Origin of the sequence: Sphingobium limneticum (assembly GCF_008710155.1) — a bacterium.
GTDB lineage: Bacteria > Pseudomonadota > Alphaproteobacteria > Sphingomonadales > Sphingomonadaceae > Sphingobium > Sphingobium limneticum.
In genome coordinates this window covers 155,650-169,361 of the sequence record NZ_VYPZ01000009.1, presented here as the reverse complement: position 1 = coordinate 169,361, position 13,712 = coordinate 155,650, and the positions used below count along the sequence as shown (strand labels likewise).

Below are 13,712 nucleotides of genomic sequence, written 5' to 3'. Positions count from 1 at the left end.
GCCTGAAATTACCGTGATCTGAGTCATCGCACCGTTCCTAGTATCGGTGCAAACACCGGCGCTTGCACCGGTGCCATCTCGAAATATCAGCCGATCACCGCAAGGCGGCCCTCACCGGAGCGATACGGACGGGGAGCCGATTGCGGTAAATGTTGATCGGGTTAACTTCGTGCGCCGCTTTCGGGGCGGAGATGCTGCCTGCGCCCTAAACTTTGAAAAGGGCAACTATGTTGTCGTTAAAGGCAACTTGGATGAAGTTACGCAGGCCCTTGCCAACGGGTAGGTGGTCCCGGAGAAAAATAGCGGGCGCTATTTGGTGATCGCCTCATAGTAGCCAATGCTGTACCAGCGAAAGCACCCGCTTTTGATGTCTCAGAACAATTTAAGCCTTCATCCAGTTAGTCACCATGCGGGTAGCCTTTGCCTCACCAAGAATTTCCGCGCTAGATCCTCTTATTCCATCTAGATATACGTAAAGCTCGCGCACTCGACCGGGGGCGGAAGGTCCTAAGATACGGATGGCGTCTACTAGAAATGCCTCCGCTATATCCATATAACCTTGAGAAGTGAGAACTTCTGCAATCCATTTCCGAGCATAGGCTCTATTCGATTTGCTATGAAGCGTAGTATCATGCTCGAGAAGGGTGAATGATTTTTTAAAACATATCAAAGCTTCATCTAATTCGCCGAGCATTTGTAGGCATCTTCCAACATTTCCATACAGCGGCCCATTGGAAATAATCGGCTTATCGCTGTCTGTCAGATCTGAAAGCTCAACATCTTTTAGGAAAAGCGGCAGAGCCGCCGCTGGATCGCCAACATCGCGCTGGGCCAAAGCTAACGTATGCAGACTGTCAAAAGATGTATCTACATTGGTTTCTTGCTTCAGTTGCACACCCTTTGAAGCCCACTCTACCGCCTGCTCAAACTTCTTTCTATTCCAGTAAGAGAATGCCTTAATTTCACAGAAATTTATGTATCTAGCTGTTTTTTGAGGTATTGTTGCTTCGTAATTATCTAACATAGCATCGGCAGAATCAAATTCTCCAAGTTGATCAAGAGCAATAACGGTCGTTCCTACAGTTTTATCAAATAGTTTATACTTACTGGCCGCTGTTTCCCATTCTATTGACTCAAATATCAAGCGTGCGACGCGAACATATTCTTGTGTGTGACCGCCTCCAATTAAGGCGTCTTCCGCATTTTCCAATGTATTAAATGCATCATCAATAAGGCCAGCAGATGCTTCTAGTTCTACCTTCTGGGACCAGCGCTCGAGCATCGCAAAAGGCATGTGAATGCCAAGCATCGCACCAATATTTCCTATGATGGCTTGGTATTGGGTTATCACAACGCGAATAAACCCGGCACGCTGTGATGCGTGAAAATGATTTCTTACAAATTGTCTTACTAGTGGATGAAGATCAAAAAGATCGGGAGCATTGGCTACAGGTTTGACTACTATAAGATTCAATGCACGTAGGGCGCGGAAGGCGCGATTGAATTTTGCATATCCTAATTCCGAAGCCGCAAACCGCTCAATCTGCTTCTCGGTTTCTGGTCGAATTGCTTCGGCCATTAGTCTGAGCAACGTCTGTTCACGAATTGCAAGTTTATCCCAAATCGAGGACAATACGTCTGGAACATTGTCTTTTCCACGGCGCATGTCACCAACAAGCTTTTTAAGTGTTGTGCCAGGAACTTTACTAATTTGTACAGCTAAAAGATCTAACCAGAATGCATGACCGTTGGTGCTTTCTCTGACTTCTTTAATATCTTCTTCCGGTATATTTGTATTCGGGTTTCGCTGCGAAAATAGGGCAATTGCCTCTTCGTTAGATAAGCCTTTAATGGAAAATGTGACGATAGAAGCAGACGAATACTGCACATCGGGTCGGCACGTCAAAAGCAGACGACTCGTCGTATCTGCGCTACCCATGCCTTGAACAAGGCGATCAAGAAGGCCAGTGAATATGCCATGCTCAAGATCGACATAGCTATCGACATTGTCCAAAACCAAAACTGCTCGCGCATCGGATGTCTGGTCTACAAAAACTTCTACAAGTTCTTGATCGTCAGACATTAATAGGTCATCGTGAGATACTTTGCCTTCAGAGAACCTAACGATTATCTCGATAATTTGAGTACGGATGCGGTCACTTTGTTCTTTGCAATCACGCCAATCCCAATATCTATATGGAGATTCGCCATCTTCAAGGCGTCCAATGAAGTGTGACGCGAGTGCTGATTTGCCTTCTCCGCCAATGCCGCAAATTAGAACGACTTTTGCTGCTGAAGTTTCAAGTGATCGAAGTTCATCCTCACGGCCGACCCACACATCAATATTTGGAGGGCGGTCGCACTCGAGCGGAGACAGTCGAAATAACCTTGCGCGACGCGACGTATTGTTTTTCCCCGCGTGATTTTCAGAGCTTGCCTCATCAGATTGCCTAATGGCTGAATTTGATTCGAGGCCATCCCACAGAAGTGCTAACTCTGGCAAAAAAGTATGTGCATCAATCCCACTATATAGTGTGACTCGATTCCTAATAAGACCGGGGCCTAGCATATTTTGCAAATAATCGCTTGGGCTTGGTTCTTGATCGTAAAAAGCCCAGAGAACCTCCGGCATTAAGTTTTCGTTTGATACCAGTCCAGCGATGGCTTTAGTAAAGATGTCAGGCCATCCCCCATAGGCTAACACGACAACTACAGATCCCTCTAATAGCTTAAGTAGGTCGTTTGCTAAAGTCGGTCTATTGCTTAATAGCTGCTGGCTGGTATGAAGAGTGTCTCCTCCATACCAATATCCATGTATATGAACTACGTGGCATCCATGGGCCTTGCTTTGAAACAATGACCCATCACTCGAAAGGGAGGTTCGCCATGGGGATCCGCCATGTGATTTTATCGACACTTCAATGAGGGGATCAAAATTTGACGTTAAAATTATTTTACCAAACTGCTCTGGATGTTTGGCTGCAAGCTGACCGAGAGCGTGGACCGCAGGCGGAAGGTTCCAGCCCGCAATATTGTCATCTAGAGCTGGTAGCTGTTCAGTAGATAGGCCCGATACGTGTTTGCTCCAATCCACGCCCGGTGCGTCAACCATTGCCTGTGAGACTGCTCGTCGAACAATTTTGTTCGCGGCATCCTGCCCAGATCGCCCAGCAATAAAGTCAAATGCGGCCTGATATTGGTTTTCTGACCGCGATATCTGTTTGTTCAGATACTCTAATTGGTTAGATTTTCCGGCAAAACGTTCTTTTATTAACGATATCACGCCGCTCACATCGGCTACGCCGTTGATCCCTCCATGAGTCGCGGTGAGGGGCGCGCCGACAACGAAAACGACGGGTTTGCCTGTCTCTTGCAAATCGTCGTGAAGCCTGAAGAGCAACGCCTCTTTGTCGTAAAACGTGTACTGTGCGTCCAAAGTTCTGCCTCAATACTTCTAGTTGGTCAACGAGGCGAGCTCGCCCGCCTTCAACAGATGTGTACCGGATCAAAGCGATATCAGCTATAGTGGTCAACTGCCGCAGGTCCGCATGACACTATTTGTCCTTCATCGACGTAGGGCGATGCTCTCTTCTCATCCGTCTAAAATCGCTATCGGGCCGTCAGGTAGTCATCCCGGCAGCTGGCTTCGAACGCCGACTTCGTGCGGACATTGGGCATAATTGAAGCATGCAAGATTGTATGCAACAGCGGTACTGATCATTCGATTGCCGCTGACGTCAAGTCATCGTTGTGTCCGCGTTCGGAGCGCCAACAGCAACCCAACGCTGCGTTTGGGTCTGCCGTGGGGAAAAGCGGTTTCCTCCGCTTTGATTAGGTCGGGCGAAAATAAATCGCAGCAATAATGAGAACCGGTCAAGGCTTCCAACCGGGTATAGCGCAGGTCGAATTGCGAGATTGCTTCCTACCAAAGTGCTTTCAGTAGGAAACTTCCCAAACCGGAACTCTGCTGCAAGTGGGTCTGGCGTGGGAAAGGGGCAAAAAGGCCTTTCAATTTTTCTCAAAATCGTTAGAAAGCCTGATCGCTTGCGCGAACCGTCAGTCGCCTTCGTAATGATGGGGTCATGTGTTCGAGTAACGTAAGCGCACCAGCCTTGTGATAGGCAATCCCCGAAATCCGTGGCTCAACTCTCTTTCGGTCCAAGGCCGGGGGATTGTCTGGTTCATGTGCCTTTGGATCGATCCTTGTGGTAGTCCGGAGGGCGGGTGTGGGGCGATGAATATAGAAGGACGATATGCGCGGATATAAGGAACCCGGCTTCCAGGATCGGACTGCGGCAGCGCAGGATGCGAGGAAGAAGGCATTGGAGCAGTTGCGCACCAAGCCGCCCCTGAGCGAGGCGGAACAGGCGGAGCGGCTGGCGAAAAGCATCGCCAAGGAAGCGGCGGCGCGGGAAAAGCGCGAGGCGGTATTGCGCGAGCGGGAAGCGGCCAAGATCGCACGGCGCGAACAGGCGGAAAAGGCGGCGGCGAACAAGCCGGTCGCCCTGACCGAAGCGGAACGCAAAGCTGCGCGCGATGCGCGCTATGCGGCGCGCAAGGCGCGTAAATAGGTCATTCTCCGACCCAAATTGAAGGATCCTTTCTGGACCAAATTGCAAGCAGCCTCACCCGATCTTCACCTGATCCTGTAGAACTTGTCGATATAGCGGAGATACCCGGCGGCGGGCAGTTGCGGCTGCTTCGGTCCGATGGCGATTATTCCATCCAGTTCGGTTCCGAAGAGCTGATGGGGAGCTGCGATCATGTGTCGGAGGAGGCGTTGGCGACGCTGACCTGCCAGCGGCTGGGCCATCGCGATGGCAATGTGCTGGTCGGCGGGCTGGGCATGGGCTTCACATTGGGGGCTGCGCTGGCGGCATGGTCTGCACGATCGTCCATCATCGTGGCCGAATTGGTGCCCAAGGTCGTGACCTGGGCCGGCGGCCCGCTGGCGCATATCTTTCGCGACCATCTGGCAGATCCGCGCCTGACCATCGAGATTGGCGACGTCCATAATGTGATTGGCGCATCGACGGACCGGTTCGACGCCATCCTGCTGGATGTGGACAATGGTCCCGACGGCATGATCCGGCCGGAAAATGAGCGCATCTATTGCAATTGGGGCCTGCGGTCCGCCCATGGCGCGCTCAAACCCGGCGGGATGCTCGCAATCTGGTCGGCCTATCCGGCGGAGGAGTTCGGCCCGAAGCTGGAGGATGTCGGGTTCGAGGTCGAGGAGGTGCGCGTGCCCGCCTTCACCGGCAGCGAACGCGAGTTTCACCATATCTGGTTCGCGCAGAGGGTGCGCTAGGCAGGGCGTCGGGGGCCGTGGGTTCTGATCCGCAAGCGGCAACGGACCTCCGGCTCTATTTGCTCCAGCTTTGGCTTTGTCCCGATCTCTTGGCGATGGGGCGGTCTGCAATCCCTAATAAGGGCGATCGATATCGCTCGTCAGCCACATTTCCGACGGCAGTTTCGAGCTGAATACCGCTACGTTCGTGCTCTCGAGCAATAGCCGCAGGCGCTTCTTCTGATCGATATCGTTGGTCAATATGGCCACGCGATCGGACGGCTGGAAGGTGCGCTGCATTTGCCACAGGGTTCGGGCTGCGACAGCCTCGCTCGGGCGAAGCGCCTCTGTAATATCGAACAGAATACGAATAGGCCGCCCATGTGCGCGCCGCCTGCTCAGCTCGATCCTCAAATTTCGATAAAGCAAATCGACATCGACCAATTCCCATTGGCCGCTCGCAAAGATCGCCATGATCCCGTCAGGATCGGAAAGCAGATCGATTTCAACCACATCCCACCCTATCATGCTTAATGCATGCTTCATTTTATCGAAGCTTATATGCATTTCACCGCACCCGCCGTCAACTTTGCAGGGTGGCGGACCGGCAGGTGAAAGCAACCGGACCCAAGCCGCCGACCGATCGCGTTCTTGCATCCCGTCCCGCCGGTGGCACCACCGGCGGGACGCATGTTGTTCAGCGTTCGATCTGGCTGACGTCGCGCACCGCGCCCTTGGCGGCGTTGGTGGTCATCGCGGCATAGGCGCGCAGGGCAGGAGACACTTCGCGCTTGCGGCCGAAGGGCTTCCACGCCTTCGCCCCGCGGGCTTCCATGTCGGCGCGGCGTTCCGCCAGCAGCGCATCGTCCAGATCGACCTTGATGACGCGGGCCGGGATGTCGATGACGATCGGGTCGCCGGTCTGGACCAGCGCGATCAGGCCGCCTTCGGCCGCTTCGGGCGAGACATGGCCGATCGACAGGCCCGACGTGCCGCCCGAAAAGCGGCCGTCGGTGATGAGCGCGCAGGCCTTGCCCAGCCCCTTCGACTTCAGATAGCTGGTGGGATACAGCATTTCCTGCATGCCCGGGCCACCCTTTGGCCCTTCATAGCGGATGACGACGACGTCATTGGCCTTCACTTCGTTGCCCAAAATGCCCGCGACCGCCGCGTCCTGGCTTTCATAGACACGCGCGGTGCCGTGGAAGACAAGGATGCTCTCGTCCACGCCGGCAGTCTTCACGATGCAGCCTTCCGGGGCCAGATTGCCGAACAGCACGGCCAGGCCGCCATCCTTGGAGAAGGCATGTTCGGCCGATCGGATCACGCCCTTTTCGCGGTCGGTATCCAGTTCCTCCCACCGTTCCGACTGGCTGAACGCGGTCTGGGTCGGCACGCCGCCCGGTGCCGCTCGGTAGAAATTGCGCACTTCCTCGCTGTTCGTCCGGCCAATGTCCCAGCGGGCGAGCGCGGCCGCCATGGTGGGGGCATGGACGGTCGGCAGGCTGGCGTCGATCAGGCCGGCGCGTTCCAGTTCGCCCAGGATCGCCATGATGCCGCCGGCGCGGTGGACATCCTCCATATGAACGTCGTTCTTGGCCGGGGCGACCTTGCACAGGCATGGCACGCGGCGCGACAGACGGTCGATATCCGCCATGGTGAAGTCGATCCCGCCTTCATACGCGGCGGCCAGCAGATGCAGCACCGTGTTGGACGACCCGCCCATGGCGATATCCAGGCTCATCGCATTTTCGAACGCGGCGAAATTGGCGATGTTGCGCGGCAGGACGCTCTCGTCATCCTGCTCATAATAGCGCTTCGTGATGTCGACGATGACATGGCCGGCCTCACGGAACAGGCGCTCGCGATCCGAATGGGTGGCCAGGGTCGAACCATTGCCCGGCAGCGACAGGCCCAGCGCTTCGGTCAGGCAGTTCATCGAATTGGCGGTGAACATGCCCGAACAGCTGCCGCAAGTAGGGCAGGCCGACCGTTCGATGGTCTTCACTTCCTCGTCGGTATAGCTTTCGTCGGCGGCGACGACCATGGCGTCGACCAGATCGAGCGCCACCTTCTTGCCGCGCACTGTCGCCTTGCCCGCTTCCATGGGGCCGCCCGACACGAAGACGACGGGGATGTTGAGGCGCATCGCGGCCATCAACATGCCCGGCGTGATCTTGTCGCAATTGGAGATGCACACGATCGCGTCGGCGCAATGGGCGTTGACCATATATTCGACGCTGTCGGCGATCAGATCGCGGCTGGGCAGCGAATAGAGCATGCCGCCATGGCCCATGGCGATGCCGTCATCGACCGCGATGGTGTTGAATTCCTTGGCAACGCCGCCCGCCGCCTCGATCTCGCGCGCGACCAGCTGGCCCAGATCCTTGAGGTGGACATGGCCCGGCACGAATTGGGTGAATGAATTGGCGATGGCGATGATCGGCTTGCCGAAATCCTCATCCTTCATGCCCGTCGCGCGCCATAGACCACGGGCGCCCGCCATGTTGCGGCCATGGGTGGTGGTGCGGGAACGATAGGCAGGCATGACTCGGAATCCTTCAGACTATGATCGCGCCCCTCTACAGACTGTAACGCGGCTGTGAAACATTTTATTCCTTTTGCGCGTCATTTCTATCATTTTATTGCGAGCGCTTCGCGGCGTCGCCGTGGCTGACCCTGTCCCACGATGGGACCGCCCCGCCGGCCGGGCAAAGCCGGGCTGGCGCTGGCGGCGATCATGGTTAAGAAACCATTATGCGTTTCTTGTCGCCCCGCCTGCGCCCTCTTGTCCTTGCATCCGTGTTGGGCCTGTCGCTGATGGCGGGCGGATCGGCCGATCCGGTGCAGGCCGCGGGCGAAGCGGTGATGGCGCCGGGCGGCTATCGCTGGCTGGAGACTGGCCCGTGGGACGCATCACGCGACGGGCCAATCTATATGGTCATCAGCATCGAAAAGCAGATGATCCATGTCTATAGCGGCGACCGGCTGATCGGCATGGCCAGCGTATCGACGGGCATGAAGGGGCATCGGACCCCGACCGGCGACTATCCGATCCTGCAAAAGCGGCAATGGCACCGCTCCAACCTCTACAGCAATGCGCCCATGCCCTATATGCAGCGGCTGACCTGGGACGGGATTGCGCTGCATGCAGGCCATAATCCGGGCTATCCCGCCAGCCATGGCTGCATCCGCCTGCCTTATGCTTTCGCACGCGACCTGTTCGCGCTGACGAAGATGGGGACGTTGGTGGAGGTGACGCAGGCGCGGCTGAGCGCGGCGCTGAAACTCGACGCGCTGGTGCTGAGCGATCCGGGCAGCACCGTGGTTACGTTCGGGCAGGGGCGGGGGAGGGGCGGCGTCACCCTGCCGCCAGTGCCGGCCGATGCGGGGCAGGGCGAGGTGCCGATGCTGGAGATCGATCCCGGCATTTTCGGGATGATGCGGCGATAGTCGGGCGGAAGCGGACATAATAGCCCCTCCCTTTCAAGGGAGGGGTTGGGGTGGGTGCGAGCGAAGCGAGCTTCCAATCTATCGAGGTAAAGCGCCGCTAAAGCGTCGCTCCCCACCCCAAGCCCTCCCCTGAAGGGGAGGGGCTTATGTCTCGTTTTCACCCCATCTCCGCCATTGCCTCTTTCTCCTTTCTCCGCATGATATCGCGATGCCGATCTCCCGGCTCGTCGCAGCACCCCTTTCAACGCGACCAACATCGGCGCAGGAAGGGGCGTCCGGCGGCTAGGCTAAGGAGTATCGATGCAGGCCCATTCCACGCCCACCCAGCCGCTGCCCCATCGTTCCCTCGCGGTCGCTGCGCTTTCCACCATCGTCGAATGGTATGATTTCACCCTCTATCTCTATTTCGCGACCGTGTTGTCGCGGGTGTTTTTCGGTGGCGGTACGGTCGGGCTCGGGGATGTGCTGGCGGGGTTTGCCATCGCCTATCTGATGCGGCCGGTGGGCGCGATCGTCTTTGGGCATATCGGCGATCGCTATGGACGGCGGCTGACCATGATCCTGTCGATGGGGATGATGACCGCGGCCATGCTGGCGACGGCGATGTTGCCGACCCATGCGCAGGTCGGTCCGGCGGCGGGATGGATGATGATCGGGCTGCGCTGCCTGATGGCCTTCTCCGTGGGCGGCGAATATACCGGCGTGGTCGCTTATCTGCTGGAGGGCGCGCGGGCGGAACGGCGCGGCCTGGTCACGTCGCTGGCGTCGGCGGCGAGCGAAGTGGGTGCGCTGCTGGCGGCGGGCGTGTCGGCGCTCACGGTGGCGTCGCTGGACGAAGGCGCGCTGGCGGCATGGGGATGGCGCATTCCATTCCTGGTCGGCGCGGCGCTGGCCGGCATCATCCTTCTGGCTCGATCGACCATGGAGGAGTCCCCCGATTTCCTGCGGCAACAGGCGCAGGCGACCACGCCCCGATCGCCGCTGCGCCACAGCCTGCGCCACCATCGCGCTGCCATCGGCCGGGGTTTTGCCATTTCGGCACTGGGGTCCATCAGCTATTATGTCGGCATCACCTATGTGCCCAGCTTCCTGTCCGCCATGGGCACGACCGGGGAAGCCGATGCCCTGTGGCTGTCCACGCTGGCGGCGCTGGCCGTCATCCTGGTGACGCCGCTGACGGGCTTGCTGACCGACCGGATCGGGCGCCGGCCGGTGCTGGTCGGGCTGGCGATCGCGGGCGTGGTGCTGCCGATGCTGCTCTTCCTGATGATGCGCGGGGGCTTTGGCCTGGCGCTGGCGGGGGCGGTGGTGCTGGCCTGCCTTGGCGGCGCGGTCAGCGCCGTGGGTGCGGTCGCCACGGCCGAGCAATTTCCGGGCGAGGGGCGGCTCAGCGGTCTGGCCTTTGGCGCGACCAGCGCGACGGCGCTGTTCGGCGGATTGACGCCATGGCTGGCGCATCATTTGGTGGAGGCGAGCGGGTGGGCACCCGCACCGGGCGCCATGATCGCGATCGTGGCGCTCTGCGTCCTGCCGGTGCTGGTGATGCTGCCCGAAACCGCGCCGCGCAAAAGCAAAAAGGCCGATCCGGTGGCGGGTCGGCCTTTTTAGGGCTGTTCCCCGGCCTTTCGACTGCCTGCCAAGGCAGGCGCTCAGGATAAACTTCGCCCAAAGGTCGAAGGCCGGGGTCCAGATCAAAGCGTGGAACTGGACCCCGGCCTTCGCCGGGGAACAGACCATAGTGCCGGTTACGCCGCCTGCGCCGCGTCTTCGCTGGCCGGCAGGCGGATGAGATAGTCGAAGGCCGACAAGGCCGCCGTCGATCCCGCGCCCATCGCGATCACGATCTGCTTATAGGGCACGGTCGTGCAGTCGCCTGCGGCGAAGATGCCCGGCTGGCTGGTTTCGCCACGCGCGTCGATCTCGATCTCGCCGCGCGGCGACAAAGCGATCGCGTCCTTCAGCCATTCGGTGTTGGGGACCAGGCCGATCTGGACGAAAATGCCTTCCAGTTCGACATCATGTTCCGTGCCATGGTTGCGGTCCTTGTAGGACAGGCCCGTCACCCGCTCGCCATTGCCGTCGACCTTGGTGGTTAGCGCCGATGTGATGATCTTCACGTTCGGCAGGCTGGCCAGTTTCCGCTGCAACACCGCATCGGCGCGCAGCTGGCTGTCATATTCGACCAGCGTCACATGCGCGACGATACCGGCCAGATCGATGGCCGCCTCGACGCCGCTATTGCCGCCGCCGATCACCGCCACGCGCTTGCCCTTGAACAGCGGACCGTCGCAATGGGGGCAATAGGCGACGCCCTTGTTGCGATACTCCTCTTCGCCCGGCACGCCCATCTGCCGCCAGCGGGCGCCGGTGGACAGGATGAGGGTGCGGCCCTTCAGCGATGCGCCATTTTCCAGCACGACTTCATGATAGCCACCCTCGACCTTGGAAGGGATCAGCTTCGCCGCCTTTTGCAGGTTCATGATCTCGACGTCATAATCCTTGACGTGCGCTTCCAGCGCCGACGCGAGCTTCGGTCCCTCTGTGCGGGAAACCGAGATGAAATTCTCGATATCCATCGTGTCGAGCACCTGACCGCCGAAGCGTTCGGCCGCGACGCCGGTGCGGATGCCCTTGCGTGCCGCATAGATGGCCGATGCCGCGCCGGCGGGGCCGCCGCCGATCACCAGCATTTCGAACGGATCCTGCGCCTTGATCTTCTCGGCCGCCTTCGCTTCCGCGCCGCTGTCGATCTTGGCGACGATCTGCTCCAGTTCCATGCGGCCCTGCCCGAAGGGTTCGCCGTTCAGGAAGATGGTCGGTACCGCCATCACCTTGCGCACATCCACCTCTTCCTTGAACAGGCCGCCGTCGATGGCGACATGGCTGATCCGGGGATTGAGGACGCTCATCAGGTTGAGCGCCTGCACCACGTCCGGGCAGTTCTGGCACGACAGCGAGAAATAGGTTTCGAAGGCGAAGTCCCCGTCCAGATCCTTGACCTGCTGGATCAGATCCTGCGCGGCCTTCGACGGATGACCGCCGACCTGGAGGAGCGCCAGCACCAGCGAGGTGAATTCATGCCCCATCGGCAGGCCTGCGAAGGTCACGCCGATATCGGTGCCCACGCGGCGGATCATGAAGCTGGGCTTGCGCTTGTCCGCGCCCGTCACGACCGACACCTTGTCCGACAGTTCGGCGATTTCGTTCAGCAGTTCGCCCATTTCGCGCGACTTCGCGCCATCATCCAGCGACGCCACCAGCTCGATGGGCTGCGTGATGTTCGCCATATAGGCCTTCAATTGACCCTTGAGATTTGCGTCCAACATCTTGTGCGTCTCCATGGATTAGAGCGTTTTCAAGGCAGGCGTAGTCGCCTGCTGGCTTGGAAAACGCGGCAAACTATAAACCTGGAGCAGCCGAGCCGATGCAACCGGCTTGGCTGCTCCAGTGCGCGCGACGATCCGCTCGCCGGACGGTGCGACCCGAAGGCCCGGCGTTTCGTTCGAAGATAGCGAGGAATTTCGATATAAAAACCCTGCCGGGCCGGGGAGTATTCTCAACCCGGTCCGGCAGGGGCCTTCACAGGTCTTTATTTAGATCTTGCCGACCAGGTCGAGCGACGGGGCCAGGGTGGCTTCGCCTTCTTCCCACTTGGCAGGGCAGACTTCGCCCGGATGGCTGGTCCAATATTGGAGCGCCTTCACCTTGCGGAGCAGTTCGGCCGCGTTGCGACCCACGCCCTCGGGGGTGATTTCAACGAGCTGGATCACGCCTTCGGGATCGAGCACGAAAGTGCCACGGTCGGCCAGGCCGACGCCTTCGCGCAGAACGTCGAACTGGTTGGCCAGTGCGTGGTTCTGGTCACCGACCATGAAATAGTTGATCTTGCCGATCGCCGGCGACGTGTCGTGCCAGGCCTTGTGGCTGAAATGCGTGTCGGTCGACACCGAATAGACTTCCACGCCCATGCCCTGCAGGGTGGGGTAGATGTCGGCCAGGTCTTCCAGCTCGGTCGGGCACACGAAGGTGAAGTCGGCCGGGTAGAAGAAGAAGACGGCCCACTTGCCCTTCACGTCTGCGTCGGTGATGTCGACGAACTTGCCTTCCTTGTAGGCGGTGGCCGAGAAGGGCTTCAGGGGGGTGTTGATGAGAGCCATGGGCTTCCTTTTCCTGATGAAGAATATTGCGTTTGCGAACACCCATGTAGGGACGCAGGCGATTCGGGGGAAATTGCTTTTCTCGGATGTGCTAAGTGAGAAAAGCGATCAGAGCCTGCCTCACTGATCGACCGTTTCGCCTTAAATCTGCAATAATTTGCCCATGGCATCTTCCACCATGGCCTGCGCCTCTTCGGGGGAGAAGGTGGAGCGATCGAGGCAAAGCTCCAGCCACAGCCCGTCCACCAGCGCGCTCAGGCTGATCGCGGCGATCCGGGTCTGTGACGCGGACAGGGCAGGGGCGGCGGCCTGCAACAGCGCCTCCAGCTGCGCGCGGGTGCCGCCATAGACGTCGGCATGGACGGCGGCGATCGCCGGGTCGGATTTGACCAGGCTCCAGAAGGCGATCCAGGTGGCGAGCAGGTCCGGGTCCAGGATCGGTTCGCGGAAATTGGCCTGAAGGCAGGCGCGCAGCCGGTCGTGCGGATCGTCACCCGCTGCCTCGATCGCGGCGTCCAGCGCGGCGGACACGCGGGTTCCCACATCGGCATAGGTGGCCAGGATCAGCGCATCGACGCCTTCGAAATAATGGGTCAGCAGGCCTGACGACACACCCGCCCGCGCGCAGATGGCGCGCACGGATGTGCCGCCGACGCCCTTTTCGGCAAGGCAGCGGGCCGTCGCCTCGATCAGCGCCTGCCGCCGCACGTCGGCCGCTTCGCGCACGAAGCGCGCTCTGGGCTTGGCCCCTTCGACGCGGGCTCCGCCTGCGCGCTCTCCAAATCTGTCGGTCATTGTCATTCCCCCACTTG

The 13,712-nt window shown here is 59.0% G+C and carries 10 protein-coding genes; 4 read left to right on the top strand and 6 right to left on the bottom strand.

Annotated features, from left to right (window positions below; genetic code table 11):
* Positions 1 to 382: 382 nt before the first annotated feature.
* Entirely contained in the window at positions 383 to 3,436 is a 3,054-nt protein-coding gene (locus F4U94_RS13360; protein ID WP_145986225.1) for an NB-ARC domain-containing protein, read from the bottom strand.
* 817 nt (positions 3,437 to 4,253) lie between these two features.
* Between F4U94_RS13360 and F4U94_RS13355 the strand changes: the two genes are divergently transcribed.
* Positions 4,254 to 4,571, top strand: coding sequence for a DUF6481 family protein (locus F4U94_RS13355; protein WP_120250713.1), 318 nt, complete (start codon positions 4,254 to 4,256; stop codon positions 4,569 to 4,571).
* Positions 4,572 to 4,690: 119 nt separating this feature from the next.
* The gene (locus tag F4U94_RS13350; RefSeq protein ID WP_232015722.1) at positions 4,691 to 5,311 is read left to right on the top strand and encodes a spermidine synthase family protein; all 621 of its coding nucleotides are present in this window, start codon (positions 4,691 to 4,693) and stop codon (positions 5,309 to 5,311) included.
* Positions 5,312 to 5,425: 114 nt separating this feature from the next.
* Here F4U94_RS13350 and F4U94_RS13345 read toward each other — a convergent pair whose 3' ends face one another.
* Both F4U94_RS13345 and ilvD read right to left on the bottom strand, forming a co-directional pair.
* Positions 5,426 to 5,836, bottom strand: a complete 411-nt coding sequence (locus F4U94_RS13345) for a hypothetical protein (protein WP_150411927.1) — start codon at positions 5,834 to 5,836, stop codon at positions 5,426 to 5,428.
* Between the two features lie 151 nt (positions 5,837 to 5,987).
* Entirely contained in the window at positions 5,988 to 7,838 is a 1,851-nt protein-coding gene (gene ilvD, locus F4U94_RS13340) for a dihydroxy-acid dehydratase (RefSeq protein WP_120250710.1), read from the bottom strand.
* Positions 7,839 to 8,110: 272 nt separating this feature from the next.
* Between ilvD and F4U94_RS13335 the strand changes: the two genes are divergently transcribed.
* Both F4U94_RS13335 and F4U94_RS13330 read left to right on the top strand, forming a co-directional pair.
* Positions 8,111 to 8,743 (top strand): L,D-transpeptidase family protein, encoded by a 633-nt coding sequence (locus tag F4U94_RS13335; protein ID WP_120252149.1) that lies wholly within the window; start codon positions 8,111 to 8,113, stop codon positions 8,741 to 8,743.
* 300 nt (positions 8,744 to 9,043) lie between these two features.
* A complete protein-coding gene (locus tag F4U94_RS13330) occupies positions 9,044 to 10,351 on the top strand; it encodes an MFS transporter (protein WP_120250709.1) in 1,308 nt (435 codons plus the stop codon).
* A gap of 137 nt (positions 10,352 to 10,488) precedes the next feature.
* Here the strand turns inward: F4U94_RS13330 and ahpF are convergent, their stop codons facing one another.
* The 3 genes from ahpF to betI all read right to left on the bottom strand — a co-directional run bounded on the left by ahpF (position 10,489) and on the right by betI (position 13,695).
* A complete protein-coding gene (ahpF, locus tag F4U94_RS13325; RefSeq protein ID WP_120252148.1) occupies positions 10,489 to 12,069 on the bottom strand; it encodes an alkyl hydroperoxide reductase subunit F in 1,581 nt (526 codons plus the stop codon).
* Positions 12,070 to 12,336: 267 nt separating this feature from the next.
* Positions 12,337 to 12,900, bottom strand: coding sequence for an alkyl hydroperoxide reductase subunit C (ahpC, locus tag F4U94_RS13320; RefSeq protein WP_120250708.1), 564 nt, complete (start codon positions 12,898 to 12,900; stop codon positions 12,337 to 12,339).
* Positions 12,901 to 13,041: 141 nt separating this feature from the next.
* Complete coding sequence (betI, locus tag F4U94_RS13315; protein WP_120250707.1) at positions 13,042 to 13,695, bottom strand: transcriptional regulator BetI; 654 nt, start codon at positions 13,693 to 13,695, stop codon at positions 13,042 to 13,044.
* Positions 13,696 to 13,712 lie beyond the last annotated feature (17 nt).